Here is an 18,207-nt window from a genome sequence, read left to right as displayed (position 1 = left end):
CATGTCGGTGGTTCGCATCGGCCCTTACACGCTCCCCAATCGCCTGATCCTGGCCCCCATGGCCGGCGTCACCGATCGTCCGTTCCGCCAACTGTGTCGCCGCCTGGGCGCCGGCCTGGTCGTGTCCGAAATGCTCACCAGCGACGTGAGCCTGTGGCACAGCCGCAAGTCGCGCCTGCGCATGCTCCACGACGGCGATCCCGAGCCGCGCTCGGTGCAGATCGCCGGCGGCGACCCGCAGATGCTCGCCGAGGCGGCGCGCCGCAACGTCGAGCTGGGCGCGCAGATCATCGACATCAACATGGGCTGCCCGGCCAAGAAGGTCTGCAACAAGGCCGCCGGCTCGGCGCTGATGAAGGACGAGCAGCTGGTCGGGCAGATCCTCGATGCGGTGGTCGGCGCCGTCGATGTGCCGGTGACCCTGAAGATCCGCACCGGCTGGGATCGCGACCACAAGAACGGCGTGAGCATCGCGCGCATCGCCGAGCAGGCCGGCATCGCCGCGCTGTCGGTGCACGGCCGCACCCGCGCCGACCTGTACACCGGCGAGGCCGAGTACGCCACCATCGCCGCGATCCGCGAGGCGGTGAGCCTGCCGCTGTTCGCCAACGGCGACATCGACTCGCCGCACAAGGCCCGCGCCGTGCTCGACGCCACCGGCGCCGATGCGCTGATGATCGGCCGCGCCGCCCAGGGCCGGCCGTGGATCTTCCGCGAGATCGACCACTACCTGCAGACCGGCGAACTGCTGCCCGGACCGCAACTCGAGGAAGTCGAGAGCATCCTCCTCGAGCATCTGAGCGAGCTGCATGCCTTCTACGGCGAAGTGATGGGCGTGCGCATCGCCCGCAAGCACGTCGGCTGGTACCTCGCCACCCTGCCGGGGGGCAGGGACTTTCGTAACGACTTCAACCGCCTGGACTGCCCCGCCGCCCAGCACGCGAGCGTGCGCGGCTTCCTGGCCAGGCAGCAGGACATCTGCAGAGGGACGGCCGCATGACGACCCTGACCGAGAATTTTGTGAGTGGAATGACTGCCGTGAGCGACAACGCCAACCTGAAACAGCACCTCATCGCCCCCAGCGAGGAGCGGCGCACCCTGCGCGACAGCGTGGAGCAGGCCTTGCACAACTACTTCGCCCACCTCGACGGCCAGCCGGTGACCGACGTCTACAATCTGGTGCTGTCGGAAGTGGAGGCGCCGCTGCTGGAAACCGTGATGCGCTACGTCAAGGGCAACCAGACCAAGGCCTCCGAGCTGCTCGGCCTGAACCGCGGCACCCTGCGCAAGAAGCTCAAGCAGTACGACCTGCTGTAACCCGATCCGCCTGGAAGGGCAGCAGTCCGGCTGCTGCCCTTTCTGTCCAATCCTGTCCTGATGGAATCCGAGATGACCGACCAGACCACCCGCCTTCCCGTCCGCCGCGCGCTGATCAGCGTGTCCGACAAGACCGGCGTCGTCGACTTCGCCCGCGAACTCGCCGCCCTCGGCGTCGAGATCCTCTCCACCGGCGGCACCTTCAAGCTGCTGCGCGAAAACGGCGTGGCCGCGGTCGAAGTGGCCGACTACACCGGCTTCCCGGAAATGATGGACGGCCGGGTGAAGACCCTGCATCCGAAGATCCACGGCGGCATCCTCGGCCGTCGCGATCTCGACGGCGCGGTGATGGCCGAGCACGGCATCAACCCGATCGACCTGGTCGCGGTCAACCTCTACCCGTTCGCAGCTACCGTGGCCAAGGCCGGCTGCACCCTGCCGGACGCCATCGAGAACATCGACATCGGCGGCCCGACCATGGTTCGCTCGGCGGCCAAGAACCACAAGGACGTCGCCATCGTGGTCAACGCTGGTGACTACGCCGGCATCGTCGCCTCGCTGAAGACCGGCGGCCTGACCTATGCCCAGCGCTTCGACCTGGCGCTCAAGGCCTTCGAGCACACCGCCGCCTACGACGGCATGATCGCCAACTACCTGGGCACCGTCGACCAGAAGGCCGAGACCCTGTCCACCGAAGGCCGCAGCGAATTCCCGCGCACCTTCAACAGCCAGTTCATCAAGGCGCAGGACATGCGCTACGGCGAGAACCCGCACCAGAACGCGGCCTTCTACGTCGAGGCCAACCCGGCCGAGGCCAGCATCGCCACCGCCAAGCAGCTGCAGGGCAAGGAACTGTCCTACAACAACGTGGCCGACACCGACGCCGCGCTGGAGTGCGTGAAGAGCTTCGTCAAGCCGGCCTGCGTGATCGTCAAGCACGCCAACCCGTGCGGCGTCGCCGTGGTCCCGGAAGCCGACGGCGGCATCCGCAAGGCCTACGACCTGGCCTACGCCACCGACACCGAGTCCGCCTTCGGCGGCATCATCGCCTTCAACCGCGAGCTGGATGGCGAAACCGCCAAGGCCATCGTCGAGCGCCAGTTCGTCGAAGTGATCATCGCCCCGAGCATCAGCGCCGAAGCCCGCGAAGTGGTCGCCTCCAAGGCCAACGTGCGCCTGCTCGAATGCGGCCAGTGGCCGGCCGAGCGTATTGCCGGTCTGGACTACAAGCGCGTCAACGGCGGCCTGCTGGTGCAGAGCCGCGACATCGGCATGATCGGCGAAGCGGATCTGAAGGTCGTCACCCAGCGCGCGCCGAGCGAGCAGGAAATCCACGACCTGATCTTCGCCTGGAAGGTGGCCAAGTTCGTCAAGTCCAACGCCATCGTCTACGCCAAGAACCGCCAGACCGTCGGCGTCGGCGCCGGCCAGATGAGCCGCGTCAACTCCGCGCGCATCGCCGCGATCAAGGCCGAGCACGCCGGCCTGCCGGTACCCGGTGCGGTGATGGCGAGCGACGCCTTCTTCCCGTTCCGCGACGGCATCGACAACGCTGCCAAGGCCGGCATCACCGCGGTGATCCAGCCGGGCGGCTCGATGCGCGACGCCGAGGTGATCGCCGCCGCCGACGAAGCGGGCATTGCCATGGTATTCACCGGCATGCGCCACTTCCGTCACTAAGGGTGGCATGGCCGCGCTGAAGCGCCCGTCTGCGGCGTTGGCGGCGGACTCGCCGATGCTCATTGCCATTGAGGCAACTGCGCTCGTCGAGCCCACCGCCGCCTTGCATCCAGACACTTCATCGCGACCCGAAAGATTCGAATATGCAGGGCACTGGCCCGGCACCAGACTCGTAGGGTGGACAGCCGCAGCTGTCCACCGATCGGGCCACAGGCCCGACTCCCCAAGGAGAACGCAATGAACGTACTGATCATCGGCAGCGGCGGCCGCGAGCACGCCCTGGCCTGGAAAGTGGCGCAGGACCCGCGCGTCGCCAAGGTCTTCGTCGCCCCCGGCAACGCCGGCACCGCCACCGAAGCCAAGTGCGAGAACGTCGCCATCGACGTGCTGGCCATCGAGCAACTGGCCGACTTCGCCGAGCAGAACGTGCAGCTGACCATCGTCGGCCCGGAAGCGCCGCTGGTGAAGGGCGTGGTCGACCTGTTCCGCAGCCGCAAGCTGGCGATCTTCGGCCCGACCGCCGCCGCCGCCCAGCTGGAAGGCTCCAAGGCCTTCACCAAGGACTTCCTGGCCCGCCAGCAGATCCCCACCGCCGACTACCAGAACTTCACCGAAGTCGAGCCGGCGCTGGCCTACCTGCGCGAGAAGGGCGCGCCCATCGTGGTCAAGGCCGACGGCCTGGCCGCCGGCAAGGGCGTGATCGTCGCCATGACCCTCGAAGAAGCCGAGGAAGCGGTGCGCGACATGCTGTCTGGCAACGCCTTCGGCGACGCCGGCGCGCGCGTGGTCATCGAGGAGTTCCTCGACGGCGAGGAAGCCAGCTTCATCGTCATGGTCGACGGCGAGAACGTGCTGCCGATGGCCACCAGCCAGGACCACAAGCGCGTCGGCGACGGCGACAGCGGCCCGAACACCGGCGGCATGGGCGCCTACTCGCCGGCTCCGGTGGTCACCGCCGAAGTGCACCAGCGGGTGATGGACGAGATCATCTACCCGACCGTGCGCGGCATGGCGGCCGAAGGCAACGTCTACACCGGCTTCCTGTACGCCGGGCTGATGATCGACAAGGCCGGCAAGCCCAAGGTCATCGAGTTCAACTGCCGCTTCGGCGACCCGGAAACCCAGCCGATCATGGTGCGCCTGGAGTCCTCGCTGGTCCTGCTGGTCGAGGCCGCGCTGGCCAAGGCGCTGGACAAGGTCGAGGCGACCTGGGATCCGCGGCCCACCGTGGGCGTGGTGCTGGCTGCCGGCGGCTACCCGGGCGACTACGCCAAGGGTGACGTGATCGAGGGTCTCGACGCAGCGGCGAAGATCGACGGCAAGGTGTTCCACGCAGGCACCGCGCTGAACGCCCAGGGCCAGGTGGTCACCGCCGGCGGCCGCGTGCTGTGCGCCACCGCCATCGGTGCCAGCGTGTCCGACGCCCAGCAGCAGGCCTACCGCCTGGCCGAGCAGATCCGCTGGAACGGCTGCTTCTACCGCCACGACATCGGCTACCGCGCCATCGCCCGCGAGCGCGGCGAAGGCTGAGCCCGCGTCGGCCCTGCCCGCGCCAGACCGGCGGGCAGGGCCACGGCGCAGAGGAAGCCGGACACCCCCGGCTTCCCCCTCCCCCTCCCTTCTTCGCCCCCGCGATCACGGCGCTATTGCTACCATTCGGCGCAAAATCGTTCGGTTCTCACGCCCATTGGTTTAGAGCAAAGCCGGCTTCCGGTATAATTCCCCACCACACTTGTAGGGATAGCTCATCGTGCGCCGGCTCGGAATTGCCATAGCATCATTCGTCAGTCTGCTCATGCTCGTCCCGCTCGGGGTGCTGAGCCTCGTCGACCACGTCACCGCCCTGCAGACCCGGTTGCCCAGCCTCGACAGCCATCTGCTGCTCGGCACGCTGTGCGGCGCCCTGCTGATGCTGATGGCCGACCACCTGTTACGCTTCGCCTTCCGCCGCGACCGCCAGAACCTGCTGCTGGCCGGGCTCTGCGCGCTGCCGTCGCTGCTCGGCCTGAGCGGCCTGTGGCCGGATCTGTCGCCCCTGACCAACGTCGCCCTGCTGAGCGCCAGCCTGCTCGGCCTGTTCCTCTACGGCTACCTGCTCGCCGCCCGCCAGCGCCGCACCGTGCATGCCGATTTCCGCGCCAGCCGCGCCGAGGCCGCCAGCCAGGCCGAGCAGGAGGCCAAGGCCAAGTTCCTCGCCAGGATCAGCCACGAGATCCGCACCCCCATGAACGGCGTGCTGGGCATGACCGAACTGCTCATGGGCACGCCGCTGTCGGCCAAGCAGCGCGACTACGTGCAGACCATCCACAGCTCGGGCAACGAACTGCTGCAGCTGCTCAACGAGATCCTCGACCTGTCGGCCCTGGAGTCCGGGGAGATCGAACTGGACGACGTGCAGTTCGACCTGCCCGCCCTGCTCGACGAGTGCCTGGAAACCTTCCGCACCCGCGCCGAGCTGCAGGGGGTCGAGCTGATCAGCTTCATCCAGCCGCAGGTGCCGCGCACCATCGGCGGCGACCCGGCCCGCCTGCGCCAGACCCTGCTCAACCTGCTGGACCACGCCTTCAAGCAGACCGACGAGGGCGAGGTGCTGCTGGTCGCCGCGCTGGAGCGGGGCGACAGCCTGCCGCGCCTGCGCATCGCCGTGCAGGACAGCGGCCGGCCGCTGAGCAGCGAGGAGCGCGAGATCCTCCTCAACACCCATCTGCGCAGCCGCGACTACCTCAACGAGAGCCGCCTCGACGGCCACCTCGGCCTGGTCCTCAGCCGCCAGCTGGTCACCCTGATGCGCGGCGAGTTCGGCATCGAGAGCGGCGAGCAGCAGGGCTCGACGCTGTGGCTCAACCTGCCGCTGTCCGCGGCCAGCCTGGCCCAGCCGATGCTCGACCCGACGCTGCAATTGCGCGATGCGCGGGTGCTGGTGGTGGACGACAACGACACCTGCCGCAAGGTGCTGATCGAGCAGTGCAGCAGCTGGGGCCTGCAGGCCAGCGGCGTCGCCTCCGGCGCCGAGGCGCTGGCGCTGCTGCGCACCAAGGCCAACCTGCGCGAATACTTCGATGCGGTGCTGCTCGACCACGATATGCCGGGGATGAGCGGCATGCAGCTGGCCGCGAAGATCAAGGAAGACCCGCACATCAACCACGACCTGCTGCTGGTGATGCTCAGCGGCCTGAGCCAGGCGCCGAGCAAGCTGGTGGCGCGCAACGCCGGGATCAGCCGCATCCTCGCCAAGCCGGTGGCCGGCTACACGCTCAAGGCCACCCTCGCCGAGGAGCTCGGCCGCCAGCGCCGCGGCCTGGGCGGACCCGGCAGCCTGCGGGCGACGCAGCCCCTGGTGCCGGAAGACTTCCGCGTGCTGGTGGCCGAGGACAACAGCATCTCGACCAAGGTGATCCGCGGCATGCTCGGCAAGCTCGACGTCGAGCCCGATCTGGTCAGCAACGGCCGCGACGCGCTGCGCGCCCTGCAGCGCCAGCGCTACGACCTGGTGCTGATGGACTGCGAGATGCCGGTGCTCGACGGCTTCGCCGCCACCGTCCAGCTGCGCGCCTGGGAAGCCGCGCAACAGCACCCGCGCACGCCGGTGGTCGCGCTGACCGCGCACATCCTCGGCGAGCACAAGGAGCGCGCGCTGCGCTCCGGCATGGACGGCCACATGGCCAAGCCGGTGGAACTGTCGCAACTGCGCGAGCTGGTGGAACACTGGGTCGCCGTCAAGGAACAGCGCAGCCGCGCCGCTCAGGCCTCCTGAACGCCCGCGGCGCCGGATGAACCGGGGCTGCCGGGGCGAACGCTCAATCGACCAGGCGCAGGGTGCCCTTCATCAGCGCCGAATGGCCGGGGAAGGAGCAGAAGAACAGGTACTGCTGCCCCTCTTCGAGCAGCGCCACCGGGAAGGTCACCGTGTCCGACTCGCCGCCGCCGAGCACCCGGGTGGCGGCGATCACCCGCGGATCGCCGGGACGAATAAAGCTGCGCGATATCCCGCCCACCAACCCGGCCTGCGCCACGGCCTGCTGGTCGGCGGCGCGGGCCAGCACCCAGTTGTGTCCCATCAGGGTTTTTTCCTGGCTGCCGCTGTGCCGCAGGTGGACGGTGAACTCGCGACAGCTGCGGCTGACCTCGATGGCATTGCGATTGAAGGCGATCCGGTCGCTGGCCTCGATCTCGACACTGCAGGTCGCCGCCCACAGGGACGGGCTGAGCAACGCTAGCAGAGCGGCAAGCAGGGTTTGACGGGGCACGAAGCGGGACTCCTCGGTGAAGACGACGGGAACCCCCTGAAGACCGCCTCCCCGCCGGCCAAGTTCCGACCGGCGGTCGGCTATCGTTGTCATAGAGGGATTCAAGCGGCGCCCGTCCGCCCTGCGGCAGACAATCGGGGCGTCCATCCGGAGGGCAGCAGCATGAACTTCCAGGAACTGTTCGACCGCGTACTGAGCGCCTATGCCGCCTATGCCGGCTGCGTCTGCGGTGCCTGCGCCGACTGAGCGCCCCGCGGGTCGAGCGGATCGATCAGCCCGGCCACGCAGGCCATGCCGACCAGATCGCTGAGCCGTTCGGCCTGCATGCGCTTCATCACCCGCGCGCGGTACAGCTCGACGGTCTTCACGCTGATCGCCAGCTGCTCGGCGATCTCGCGACTGGTGTAGCCCTGCACCAGCGGCAGCAGCACGTCGCGCTCGCGCGGGGTCAGACTGTCCAGCCGCGCGCGCAGCGCCGCCGTGCCATCCCGGCGGGCCAGCCGCTCGCTCTGGCGGCGCAGCGCCTGCTGCACGCTGTCGAGCAGCAGCTGCTCGTTGCACGGCTTCTCGATGAAGTCGCAGGCCCCCGACTTGAACGCGCGCACCACGATCGGCACGTCGGCATGGCCGCTGACGAAGATCACCGGCAGGTCGAGGCCGCGCGCGTGCAGCTCCTCCTGCACGTTCAGCCCGCCCATGCCCGGCATGCGCACGTCGAGCAGCACGCAGGCCGGCCGCGCCGGATCGCAGGCGTCGAGAAAGGCGCGGCCGTTGGTGAACGGCAGGGCCTGCAGGCCGACCGACTCCAGCAGCCAGACGGTCGAATCGAGCATGCCCTGATCGTCGTCGACCACATACACCACCTGCTCCTGTGACATCGCTCACTCCTGCTGTTCGGTTGGTCCGCTGTGCCCTGCCGGCTCCGGCCGCTCGCCACGCCCGGCCAGCGGCAGGCAGCAGCTCAGGCGCAGCCCCTCGGCCTGGCGGCTGGCGCGCAGCTCGCCGCCGAAGCCCTCGACGATGGTGCGGCTCATCGACAGGCCGAGCCCGAGGCCCTCGGCCTTGCGGGTGTAGAAGGGGGTGAAGATCTGCTCCAGCTCCGCCTCGTCGACGCCCGGCCCCTGGTCCTCGACCACGATGCACAGGCGCTGCCCGCCGGCCTCTGCCGTCGCCGCCAGGCGGATGCGCGAGGGCGCGTGCGGATGCGCCTCGCGGTTGGCCTCGATGGCGTTGCGCAGCAGGTTGAGCAGCACCTGCTCGAGCAGCACCCGGTCGGCGTACACCGGCGGCAGATTGTCCGGCAGATCCTCGACGATCGCCACCCGGCCGTTGGCCGCCTCCCAGGCGCACAGGCGCACCGCCTCGCGCGCCAGCACCGCGACATCCAGCGCCTGCATGCGCCGCTGGCCCTTGCGCAGGAAGGCGCGCAGGCGGCGGATCACCTCGGCGGCGTGGTTGGCGTGGGCGGTGATCCGCTCCAGGCCCTGGGCCACCCGCTCCAGCGCCTGCGGGTTGTCGGCCGCGCCCTGCAGGTAGCGCTGGCTGGCGCTGGCGTAGTTGACCACCGCGGCCAGCGGCTGGTTGATCTCGTGGGCGATCCCCGAGGCCAGCTCGCCGAGGGTGACCAGCCGTGCGGTGTGCGCCAGTTCGTCCTGGTGGCGGCGCAGCTGGGTCTCGCGCAGCTCCCGCTCGGTCATGTCGCGCGCCACCAGCGAGAAGTAGCGGGCCGCGCCGCTGCCGGCATGGGCCAGCAGCACCAGCGACACCGGCAACGAGTCCTGGCCGCCCGGCGGGTGCAGGCGCATGTCGCTCTCCCACACGCCGCTGCGCTCGGCGCAGGCCAGGCCCTCGTCGAGCAGGCGCGCCCGGTCGCCCGCATCCAGCAGCGCGGCCAGCGCCGGCGCCGCCTCGCCCTCGGCCAGTCCCAGGGCCCGGCGGGCCGACTGGTTGAGGTAGGTGAGGTTGCCGGCGCGATCGAGGAACAGCACCAGGTCGGTGGTCGCCTCGATCACCTCGGCCAGGCGCCGGCGCACCTCCTCGCCCTGCACCCGCGCGGTGACGTCGCGCGACACGCTGACGATCTCCACCACCGCGCCGGTGTAGGTCTCGCGGATCGCCCGGCAGGCGGTCTCGAACCACAGGTAGTGGCCGTCACGATGGCGCAGGCGGTAGCTCAGGGTATGGTAGCCACGCTGCGCCAGCACCTCGGCGGCCTGGCGCATCTGGCCGAGGTCGTCCGGGTGCAGCAAGGCGCGCACCGGCGTGCCGCGCAGCTGTTCGGGCCAGTAGCCGAGCAGGGTCCAGGACGCCGGCGAGGCATCGAGGAAGCGGCCGTCCGGGGTGTGGCGGGAGATCAGGTCGGTGGTGTTCTCGGTGATCAGCCGGTACAGCCGACTGGCCTGCGCCGCCTCGCGTTCGCTGCGCAGCTGCGCACTGGCGTCGCGGCCGCGGACCAGCACCCGGCCGCGGCCCGGCTCGGGAATGAACTGCCAGAGCAGGCTGCGCCCGCCGACGACCGCGCTCACCGGCCCCACGCTGCGCAGCTGCTGGCGGCAGGCCTGCTGCAGCTGCGGGTGGTTGACCGGCAGCAGCGCCAGCGCCTGCTCCAGGCGGCAATCGTCGAGCAGCCGCTGGGCCGCGCGGTTGAGGTCGAGCAGCCGGCCGTCAGCGTCCAGCAGCAGGGTCGGCGCATCGTCGGCCTGCAGCAGCGGCGCCGCAGGAGCCGGCTGGCGGGCCAGCCGCAGCAAGGCGCCCAGCAGCTCGCCAAGCCAGCCGGCCAGGGCGGTCGCGGCGGCGTCGCGCAGCACCAGCAGCAACAGGCCCGGCTGGCCGGGCGCCAGTTCCAGCGCCAGCGCCACGCCCCGATCGATGCCGGCACGCCGCAGGCGCCCGCCCAGCCAGCACGGCAGCCGGCACAACGCCTCGACGCTCAACTCGCCGGCGCAGGCCAGCTGCGCGAACACCGCCGCGTCGCTGGCCTGCGCCGGATCGCCCGGCCCCGGTGGCAGACGGCGACCGCTGCCCAGCTCGGCATAGATGCCGGCCGCCGCCTGCCAGCCGAGATAGTAGGCCTGCGCCACCTCCGGCCGGCTCCGCGCCAGGCGCAGCAGGGCATCGGCCAGCTCGTCGCGCGGCACCGCCTCGCCCGCCAGGCGCCACAGCCCGAGCAGCTCGCGCGCCGCTGGCGTGCCCGCCGGCTCCGCAGCTTCCGCCATTAATCCGCTTCCTTATAGTGATTTCACTATATCAGTATGGTTAAAAGCCTATACCAATTTCCATCCGGGCTGGCTATGCTCGGGACCAAGACACCACTGGAGCGTGGTGCCGCAGGTCGTCGATACGGCTGCGCCGTCGCGACGACCGCATGAAAAACAGAGCTAATAATCAGCCAGCGGATACCCACCATGTCGATCTACGAGCAGGGCCTTGCGCCCGCCCCAGTTAACCACGTCGCCCTCTCCCCGCTCAGCTTCATCGAGCGCACCGCCAGCATCTATCCCGAACGTCTCGCCGTGATCCACGGCGCGATCAGCCGCAACTGGCGCGAGACCTACCGACGCTGCCGGCGCCTGGCCTCGGCGCTGGCCGGCCGCGGCATCGGCCAGGGCGACACGGTGGCGGTGATGCTGCCGAACATCCCGGCCATGCTCGAGGCGCACTTCGCCGTGCCGATGATCGGCGCGGTGCTCAACACCCTCAACGTGCGCCTGGACGCCGAGGCCATCGCCTTCATGCTGCAGCACGGCGAGGCCAAGGCGCTGATCGCCGACCGCGAGTTCTTCGACGTGATCCACGCCGCGGTCGGCATGCTCGGCCGGCCGATCCTGGTGATCGACGTCGACGACCCGGAATACGGCGAAGGCCGGGCGGTCAGCGATCTGGACTACGAGGCGCTGCTGGCCGAGGGCGACCCGGAATTCGCCTGGCAGTGGCCGGCCGACGAGTGGCAGGCGATCAGCCTCAACTACACCTCCGGCACCACCGGCAACCCCAAGGGCGTCGTCTACCACCACCGCGGCGCCTACCTCAACGCCCTGGGCAACCAGATGACCTGGGCGATGGGCCACCACCCGGTGTACCTGTGGACCCTGCCGATGTTCCACTGCAACGGCTGGTGCTACCCGTGGACCATCACCGCGCTGGCCGGCACCCACGTGTTCCTGCGCCGGGTCGACCCGCAGAAGATCCTCACCCTGATCCGCGAGCACCGCGTCACCCACCTGTGCGGCGCGCCCATCGTGCTCAACGCCCTGGTCAACATGCCCGCCGCGGCCAAGGCCGCCATCGACCACCCGGTGCACGCCATGGTCGCCGGCGCCGCGCCGCCGGCCAAGGTGATCGGCGCGGTGGAGGAAATGGGCATCCAGGTCACCCACGTCTACGGCCTCACCGAGGTCTACGGCCCGGTCACCGTGTGCGCCTGGCACGAAGAGTGGGACGCCCTGAGCCTCGACGAGCGCGCACGGATCAAGGCCCGCCAGGGCGTGCGCTACCCAACCCTGGAAGGGGTGATGGTCGGCGACCCGAAGACCCTCGAGCCGGTGCCGCGCGACGGCGAGACCCTCGGCGAGATCTTCATGCGCGGCAACACGGTGATGAAGGGCTACCTGAAGAACCCCAGCGCCACCGAGGAAGCCTTCGCCGGCGGCTGGTTCCACACCGGCGACCTCGCCGTGTGCCATCCCGACGGCTACGTGGAGATCAAGGACCGCCTCAAGGACATCATCATCTCCGGCGGCGAGAACATCTCCACCATCGAGGTGGAAGGCGTGCTGTACCGCCACCCGGCGGTGCTCGAGGCCGCGGTGGTGGCCCGTCCGGACGACAAGTGGGGCGAGACGCCGTGCGCCTTCGTCACCCTCAAGCAGGATCATCAGCAGATCGCCGACAGCGAGATCGTCGCCTTCTGCCGCGAGCACCTGGCGCACTTCAAGATTCCGCGCACGGTGGTGTTCGCCGACCTGCCGAAGACCTCCACCGGCAAGATCCAGAAATACGTGCTGCGCGACTGGGCCAAGGCGCTGTAACGCTCCGCCCAACCACTGCACGGAGCCGCGCCATCCCCACGGCGGGAGGCGCGGCCCCACCCCCGACTATCCGGCGCCCCGCCGCCCGAACCAGCGAGATTCCGTCATGCCCGAATTCAATGCCCCCCTGCGCGACATGCGCTTTGTCCTCCACGAAGTCTTCGACGCCCCGGCCCTGTGGGCGCGCCTGCCGGCGCTGGCCGAGACGGTCGACGCCGACACCGCCGACGCCATCCTCGAGGAGGCCGCCAAGGTCACCGGCCAGCTGCTCGCCCCGCTCAACCGCAGCGGCGACGAGGAAGGCGCGCGTTTCGACGGCGGTGCGGTGAGCACACCGGCCGGCTTCAAGGAGGCCTACGCCACCTACATCGACGGCGGCTGGGTCGGCCTCGCCGGCAACCCCGCCTACGGCGGCCTGGGCATGCCCAAGATGCTCGCCGTGCAGTTCGAGGAAATGCTCTATGCCGCCGGTTCCAGCTTCGCCCTGTACTCGGCGCTGACCTCCGGCGCCTGCCTGGCCATCGACGCCCACGCCAGCGAAGAGCTCAAGCAGACCTACCTGCCACGCCTGTACAGCGGCGAGTGGGCCGGCACCATGTGCCTGACCGAGGCCCACTCCGGCAGCGACCTCGGCCTGCTGCGCACCCGCGCCGAGCCGCAGGCCGACGGCAGCTACGCGATCAGCGGCAGCAAGATCTTCATCACCGGCGGCGAGCAGGACCTCACCGCCAACATCGTCCATCTGGTGCTGGCGCGCCTGCCCGACGCGCCGCCCGGCTCGCGCGGCATCTCGCTGTTCCTGGTGCCCAAGTTCCTGGTCAACGCCGACGGCTCGCTGGGCGCGCGCAACCCGGTCGCCTGCGGCTCCATCGAGCACAAGATGGGCATCAAGGCCTCGGCCAGCTGCGTGATGAACTTCGACGGCGCCACCGGCTGGCTGGTCGGCGAGCCGAACAAGGGCCTGGCGGCGATGTTCACCATGATGAACTACGAGCGCCTGTCCATCGGCATCCAGGGCATCGGCTGCGCCGAGGCCTCCTACCAGAGCGCCGTGGCCTACGCCCACGAGCGCCTGCAGTCCCGCGCCCCGGGCGGCGCCCAGCAGCCGGAGAAGAGCGCCGACCCGATCATCGTCCACCCCGACGTGCGGCGCATGTTGCTGAGCATGAAGGCGCTGACCGAGGGCGGCCGCGCCTTCGCCACCTGGGTCGGCCAGCAGCTCGACCTGGCCAAGTTCACCGAGGACGCCACTGAGCGCGCGCAGGCCGCCGCGCTGGTCGCCCTGCTCACCCCGGTGGCCAAGGCCTTCTTCACCGACACCGGGCTGGAAAGCTGCGTGCACGGCCAGCAGGTGTTCGGCGGCCACGGCTACATCCGCGAGTGGGGCCAGGAGCAGCTGGTGCGCGACGTGCGCATCGCGCAGATCTACGAAGGCACCAACGGCATCCAGGCCCTCGACCTGCTCGGCCGCAAGGTGCTGGCCGGCGACGGCGCCAGCCTGCGCCTGTTCGCCGCCGAGATCCGCGCCTTCGTCGACAGCCCGGCCGGCAGCGCCCAGCCACACTCCGCCGAACTGCTCGCCGCCCTGGAGCGCCTGGAAAGCGTCAGCGCCTGGCTGGGCGAGCAGGCCGCGGCCAACCCGGCGCAGGTCGGCGCCGCTGCGGTCGACTACCTGCACCTGTTCGGCTACGTCGCCTACGCCTTCATGTGGGCGCGCATGGCCGCCGTGGCCGGCGAGCGCCGCGCCAGCGACGAGCGCTTCTACGCCGCCAAGCTGGCCACCGCGCGCTTCTACTTCGCCAAGCTGCTGCCGCGCATCCACTCGCTGGAAGCCAGCATCCGCGCTGGCAGCGAGCCGCTGTACGGGCTGGACGCAGAGCAATTCTGACCGCCCGTTGAGCGTCTGGCGCGGCAGCGCTCGCCAGAGCCTGCCGCGCTTTTTTATTCCGTGGGGCAGGCTGAGCGCCTGCCCGCACCCGGCACCGACAACAACAAGAAGGACCCGACCATGCGCACCCTGACCACCCTGCCCGGCAACAGCCAGAAGCTCGACGGCGGCGCCATGTTCGGCAACGCGCCGCGCGCCCTGTGGGAGCGCTGGATGGCGGCCGACGCCCTGCACCGCATCGATCTGGGCTGCCGCGCCCTGCTGGTGCGCGAGGACGAGCGCAACGTGCTGATCGAGACCGGCATCGGCGCCTTCTTCAGCCCCGAGCTGCGCGAGCGCTACGGCGTGCAGGAAAGCCGCCACGTGCTGCTCGACAGTCTCGCCGCCCACGGCCTGTCCGACGCCGACATCGACGTGGTGGTGCTCACCCACCTGCACTTCGACCACGCCGGCGGCCTGCTCGCGTCCTGGGCCGCGGGCCAGCCGGCGCGCCTGCTGTTCCCCCACGCGCGCTTCGTCACCGGCCGCCGCCAGTGGCAACGCGCCATCGCGCCGCACGCCCGCGACCGCGCCTCGTACATCCCCGAGCTGCTCGAACTGCTGGAAGCCAGCGGCCGCCTGGAGCTGCTCGACGACGGCCAAGGCTCGGCCACCCTCGGCGCCGACTGGCGCTTCCATATCAGCGACGGCCACACCCCTGGGCAGATCCTCCCCGAGGTCGCCATGCCCGGCGGCCCGGTGCTGTTCGCCGGCGACCTGATCCCCGGCGCGCCCTGGGTGCACCTGCCGATCACCATGGGCTACGACCGCTTCCCGGAGGGCCTGATCGAGGAAAAGACCGCGCTGCTGGAGGACCTGCTGGCGCGCAATGGCCGGCTGGTGTTCACCCACGATCCGCAGGTGGCGATGGGCCGGGTGAGCCGCGATGCCAAGGGCAAGTATGGGCTGAGCGAGAGTTGCGCGGCGGTGGTGGGGTTGGCGGAGTGACGAGCACGGTATAACCGCAAGGCTGCCGCTGGCATGTGTGGGCCGTGAGGCGCTTCACCTTTCGGGACTTCCCAGGCCCCCGGACCTGACGATCTAATGGCCCGGCGCGGGATGCCGAATGTCCCGCGCCGCCCATGCAGGAGCATGGGTCCGTCACCGCAAAGGAATCTGCCCGATGTCCCTCGTCGCCCTCCTCGGCCGCTTCGCGCTCGCCTACCTGTTCCTGCTGTTCGGCATCGCCATCGGCATGCACCTGATCGGCCTGCAGAGCAACTCCGGGACCAATACCGCAGCCCTGCTGGGAGCGGTCATGTGGGCCTGCCTGGCATTCGCCAAGAAGAATGGCCGCTATCTCAGCAGTTCGGAACAACGCGCGACCTTCCTCGGCATGCTGATCGTCGACCTGCTGCTGCAGTCGAGCATCATCCTGCTGGTCAGCACCACCTCGCCCCTGTCGTTCGGCGCGGTCTTTTATGCCCTTGCCTTCGTGGCGGGCCTGCATGCGCTCGTCATCTGGCTCATGATCGGCACGGCCGGCAAGCAGTACGCCAAGGACGCGACCAGAACCCGGAAAAGCTGAGCGTTCGCCACCGACGGCGATGCAAACTCAATTCCCGCCGCGTACCTGCAACCCCACCCCCAGCTCCGCCGCAATCGCCAGCGGCAGCAGCAAGGTATCCAGCAGCGCGCTGGCCGGCAGGTCGAGGGCGGGATGTTTCGGCGCCTCGGCGCCGAAGTGGTCGCGTGGGCAACAGCCGCCGTTGAGTGCGTACCAGTCCAGCCGGGTGCCGGCGTAGATCAGCGGCGCGCCGGGCTGGGCGGCATCCAGCACCCGCACGCTGGCGCAGCCGCCGAGCAGCACCGGCGCCAGCAGCAGGAGCGCAGGGGCGAATTTATTCGCCCCGCCAGGCTCACTCATCGGGACTCACCCGGTGGTGCTCGCCCCAGCGCGGCAGCATGTCCTGGGGGACGCCCAGCTGGTTGAGGATGCGCGCTACCACGAAGTCGACCAGGTCGTCGATGGACTGTGGCTGGTGGTAGAAGCCCGGCGCGGCGGGCAGGATCACCGCGCCGAGGTTGGACAGCTTGAGCATGTTCTCCAGGTGGATGCTGGAGAACGGCGCCTCGCGCGGCACCAGGATCAGCTGGCGGCGCTCCTTGAGGGCGACGTCGGCGGCGCGCTCGATCAAGTTGTTGCAGGCGCCGCTGGCGATCGCCGACAGGCTTCCAGTGGAGCACGGCACCACCACCATCGCCGCCGGGGCGCTGGAGCCGGAAGCCGGCGGCGCCATCCAGTCGTCCTGGCCGAACACCCGCACCTGCCCCGGCGCCGCGCCGGTGTACTCGGTGAGGAAGGCCTGCATCGCCCGCGGCTTGGCCGGCAGGGCGACGTCGGTCTCGGTGGCCATCACCAGCTGCGCCGCCTTGGAGATCAGGAAGTGCACCTCACGCTCCTCCTGCACCAGGCAGTCGAGCAGGCGCAGGCCGTACTGCGCACCGGAGGCGCCGGTCATGGCCAGGGTAATGCGCTCGGGACCGCTCATCGCCATGCTCCTTATTCCGCCAGTGCCGCGGCCAGCTTGCCGTGCAGACCGCCGAATCCGCCGTTGCTCATCACCACCACCTGGGTGCCCGGCGTGGCGCTGGCCTTGACCGCGGCGATGATCGCTTCCAGCGAGTCGCACACGGTGGTCGGCACGCTGGAGCCGGCCACGGTGGCGGCCAGGTCCCAGCCGAGGTTGGCCGGCGCGTACCAGATCGCCCGGTCGGCCTGGACCACCGAGTCCGGCAGGCCGTCGCGGTGGGCGCCGAGCTTCATCGAGTTGGAGCGCGGCTCGATCACCGCGATGATCGGCGCGCTGCCGACGCGCTTGCGCAGGCCGTCGAGGGTGGTGGCGATGGCCGTCGGGTGGTGGGCGAAGTCGTCGTAGAGGGTCACGCCGTTGACCTCGGCGACCTTCTCCATGCGCCGCTTGACGCTCTTGAAGCCGCTCAGCGCCGCGCAGCCCTGCGCCGGGGTGACGCCGACATGACGCGCCGCCGCCAGGGTGGCCAGGGCGTTGGCGACGTTGTGCTGGCCGGTCAGCTCCCACGCCACGGTGCCCTGCTCCGCGCCGTCGAACAGCACGGTGAAGCGCGAGCCGTCTTCGCTGAGCAGCCGGGCCTGCCACTGGCCGCCGGCGCCGGTGGTCTGCACCGGGGTCCAGCAGCCCATCTCCAGCACCCGCGCCAGCGCTTGCTCGCCGGCCGGGCGGATGATCAGGCCCTGGCCGGGGATGGTGCGCACCAGATGGTGGAACTGCCGCTCGATGGCCGCCAGATCCGGGAAGATGTCCGCGTGGTCGAATTCCAGGTTGTTGAGGATGGCGGTGCGCGGGCGGTAGTGGACGAACTTGCTGCGCTTGTCGAAGAAGGCGCTGTCGTACTCGTCGGCCTCGACCACGAAGAACGGCGTGCCGCCCAGGCGCGCGGACACCGCAAAGTTCTGCGGCACGCCGCCGATCAAAAAGCCCGGGCTCATCCCGGCATCTTCCAGCACCCAGGCCAGCATGCTGCTGGTGGTGGTCTTGCCGTGGGTGCCGGCCACCGCCAGCACCCAGCGGCCCTGTAGCACGTGGTCGGCCAGCCACTGCGGGCCGCTGACGTAGGGCAGGCCGGCGTTGAGCACGTGCTCCACCGCCGGGTTGCCGCGCGACAGGGCGTTGCCGATCACCACCAGGTCCGGCGCCGGGTCGAGCTGCGCCGGGTCGTAGCCCTGGGTCAGCTGGATGCCCTGGGCCTCGAGCTGGGTGCTCATCGGCGGGTAGACGTTAGCGTCGGAGCCGGTGACGCGGTGGCCGAGCTCCTTGGCCAGCACCGCCAGCGAGCCCATGAAGGTGCCGCAGATGCCGAGAATGTGGATATGCATGGATGACCTCGAATACGGGCGGGCGCGGCCCGGAAAACTGCCGCGCAGGTTAGCACAGGCCCCCATGGACAACAGGCGGCGGCCGACAATTCCGCCGCCCGCGCGAAGCGCCGCACGCCTTGATCTTGCCCGCCGCACACACCACTCTGAGAG

At 69.9% G+C, this 18,207-nt stretch carries 14 protein-coding genes and 1 pseudogene; 9 read left to right on the top strand and 6 right to left on the bottom strand.

The window, feature by feature from the left end:
• Nucleotide 1 precedes the first annotated feature (1 nt).
• From dusB to KRX52_RS18915, 5 genes and pseudogenes are all read left to right on the top strand, one after another.
• A complete protein-coding gene (gene dusB, locus KRX52_RS18935) occupies nt 2-1,000 on the top strand; it encodes a tRNA dihydrouridine synthase DusB (protein WP_217683278.1) in 999 nt (332 codons plus the stop codon).
• Nucleotides 997-1,317: a DNA-binding transcriptional regulator Fis gene (fis, locus tag KRX52_RS18930; RefSeq protein WP_217683277.1), complete on the top strand. Its 321-nt coding sequence runs from the start codon at nt 997-999 to the stop codon at nt 1,315-1,317. Before dusB ends, fis begins: the two co-directional genes overlap by 4 nt.
• Nucleotides 1,318-1,389: 72 nt before the next feature.
• A complete protein-coding gene (gene purH, locus KRX52_RS18925; RefSeq protein WP_217683276.1) occupies nt 1,390-2,997 on the top strand; it encodes a bifunctional phosphoribosylaminoimidazolecarboxamide formyltransferase/IMP cyclohydrolase in 1,608 nt (535 codons plus the stop codon).
• A 237-nt stretch (nt 2,998-3,234) separates the two neighbouring features.
• Nucleotides 3,235-4,527 carry a phosphoribosylamine--glycine ligase gene (gene purD, locus KRX52_RS18920; protein ID WP_217683275.1) on the top strand — a complete coding sequence of 431 codons (1,293 nt, stop codon included), beginning with the start codon at nt 3,235-3,237 and terminating at the stop codon, nt 4,525-4,527.
• A gap of 439 nt (nt 4,528-4,966) precedes the next feature.
• Nucleotides 4,967-6,751 (top strand): annotated as a pseudogene (locus tag KRX52_RS18915) (response regulator); the annotation flags it as partial.
• A 43-nt stretch (nt 6,752-6,794) separates the two neighbouring features.
• Here the strand turns inward: KRX52_RS18915 and azu are convergent.
• From azu to KRX52_RS18900, 3 genes are all read right to left on the bottom strand, one after another.
• Complete coding sequence (azu, locus tag KRX52_RS18910) at nt 6,795-7,244, bottom strand: azurin (protein ID WP_367890560.1); 450 nt, start codon at nt 7,242-7,244, stop codon at nt 6,795-6,797.
• A gap of 209 nt (nt 7,245-7,453) precedes the next feature.
• Complete coding sequence (locus KRX52_RS18905; RefSeq protein WP_217683272.1) at nt 7,454-8,122, bottom strand: response regulator transcription factor; 669 nt, start codon at nt 8,120-8,122, stop codon at nt 7,454-7,456.
• Nucleotides 8,123-8,125: 3 nt separating this feature from the next.
• A complete protein-coding gene (locus tag KRX52_RS18900) occupies nt 8,126-10,459 on the bottom strand; it encodes a PAS domain S-box protein (protein ID WP_217683271.1) in 2,334 nt (777 codons plus the stop codon).
• Nucleotides 10,460-10,648: 189 nt separating this feature from the next.
• Here KRX52_RS18900 and KRX52_RS18895 point away from each other — a divergent pair, with 189 nt between their 5' ends.
• The 4 genes from KRX52_RS18895 to KRX52_RS18880 all read left to right on the top strand — a co-directional run bounded on the left by KRX52_RS18895 (nt 10,649) and on the right by KRX52_RS18880 (nt 15,726).
• Nucleotides 10,649-12,271, top strand: a complete 1,623-nt coding sequence (locus tag KRX52_RS18895; protein WP_217683270.1) for an acyl-CoA synthetase — start codon at nt 10,649-10,651, stop codon at nt 12,269-12,271.
• A gap of 106 nt (nt 12,272-12,377) precedes the next feature.
• Nucleotides 12,378-14,159, top strand: a complete 1,782-nt coding sequence (locus tag KRX52_RS18890) for an acyl-CoA dehydrogenase C-terminal domain-containing protein (RefSeq protein WP_217683269.1) — start codon at nt 12,378-12,380, stop codon at nt 14,157-14,159.
• A 120-nt stretch (nt 14,160-14,279) separates the two neighbouring features.
• The gene (locus KRX52_RS18885) at nt 14,280-15,146 is read left to right on the top strand and encodes an MBL fold metallo-hydrolase (protein WP_217683268.1); all 867 of its coding nucleotides are present in this window, start codon (nt 14,280-14,282) and stop codon (nt 15,144-15,146) included.
• A gap of 175 nt (nt 15,147-15,321) precedes the next feature.
• Nucleotides 15,322-15,726 carry an ABZJ_00895 family protein gene (locus tag KRX52_RS18880; protein WP_217683267.1) on the top strand — a complete coding sequence of 135 codons (405 nt, stop codon included), beginning with the start codon at nt 15,322-15,324 and terminating at the stop codon, nt 15,724-15,726.
• 27 nt (nt 15,727-15,753) lie between these two features.
• On the opposite strand, the gene KRX52_RS18875 is transcribed toward KRX52_RS18880, so the two are convergent.
• From KRX52_RS18875 to mpl, 3 genes are read right to left on the bottom strand one after another with little or no spacing between them, the layout of a single operon-like run.
• Nucleotides 15,754-16,065 (bottom strand): YceK/YidQ family lipoprotein, encoded by a 312-nt coding sequence (locus KRX52_RS18875; protein WP_217683266.1) that lies wholly within the window; start codon nt 16,063-16,065, stop codon nt 15,754-15,756.
• Nucleotides 16,058-16,690, bottom strand: a complete 633-nt coding sequence (gene ubiX, locus KRX52_RS18870; RefSeq protein WP_217683265.1) for a flavin prenyltransferase UbiX — start codon at nt 16,688-16,690, stop codon at nt 16,058-16,060. The genes KRX52_RS18875 and ubiX overlap by 8 nt, the downstream gene beginning before the upstream one ends.
• 11 nt (nt 16,691-16,701) lie before the next feature.
• Nucleotides 16,702-18,054: a UDP-N-acetylmuramate:L-alanyl-gamma-D-glutamyl-meso-diaminopimelate ligase gene (mpl, locus tag KRX52_RS18865; RefSeq protein ID WP_217683264.1), complete on the bottom strand. Its 1,353-nt coding sequence runs from the start codon at nt 18,052-18,054 to the stop codon at nt 16,702-16,704.
• Nucleotides 18,055-18,207 lie beyond the last annotated feature (153 nt).

It is taken from the genome of Geopseudomonas aromaticivorans (assembly GCF_019097855.1).
Classification (GTDB): domain Bacteria; phylum Pseudomonadota; class Gammaproteobacteria; order Pseudomonadales; family Pseudomonadaceae; genus Geopseudomonas; species Geopseudomonas aromaticivorans.
This window is presented reverse-complemented; position numbering and strand designations above follow the sequence as displayed.

Coding starts and splice junctions, on each gene's coding strand:
- purH (WP_217683276.1), top strand. CDS start 1,390: ATGACCGACCAGACCACCCGCCTTCCCGTCCGCCGCGCGCTGATCAGC.
- fis (WP_217683277.1), top strand. CDS start 997: ATGACGACCCTGACCGAGAATTTTGTGAGTGGAATGACTGCCGTGAGC.
- ubiX (WP_217683265.1), bottom strand. CDS start 16,690: ATGAGCGGTCCCGAGCGCATTACCCTGGCCATGACCGGCGCCTCCGGT.
- KRX52_RS18880 (WP_217683267.1), top strand. CDS start 15,322: ATGTCCCTCGTCGCCCTCCTCGGCCGCTTCGCGCTCGCCTACCTGTTC.
- KRX52_RS18895 (WP_217683270.1), top strand. CDS start 10,649: ATGTCGATCTACGAGCAGGGCCTTGCGCCCGCCCCAGTTAACCACGTC.
- KRX52_RS18900 (WP_217683271.1), bottom strand. CDS start 10,459: ATGGCGGAAGCTGCGGAGCCGGCGGGCACGCCAGCGGCGCGCGAGCTG.
- KRX52_RS18875 (WP_217683266.1), bottom strand. CDS start 16,065: ATGAGTGAGCCTGGCGGGGCGAATAAATTCGCCCCTGCGCTCCTGCTG.
- mpl (WP_217683264.1), bottom strand. CDS start 18,054: ATGCATATCCACATTCTCGGCATCTGCGGCACCTTCATGGGCTCGCTG.
- KRX52_RS18885 (WP_217683268.1), top strand. CDS start 14,280: ATGCGCACCCTGACCACCCTGCCCGGCAACAGCCAGAAGCTCGACGGC.
- KRX52_RS18905 (WP_217683272.1), bottom strand. CDS start 8,122: ATGTCACAGGAGCAGGTGGTGTATGTGGTCGACGACGATCAGGGCATG.
- dusB (WP_217683278.1), top strand. CDS start 2: ATGTCGGTGGTTCGCATCGGCCCTTACACGCTCCCCAATCGCCTGATC.
- KRX52_RS18890 (WP_217683269.1), top strand. CDS start 12,378: ATGCCCGAATTCAATGCCCCCCTGCGCGACATGCGCTTTGTCCTCCAC.
- purD (WP_217683275.1), top strand. CDS start 3,235: ATGAACGTACTGATCATCGGCAGCGGCGGCCGCGAGCACGCCCTGGCC.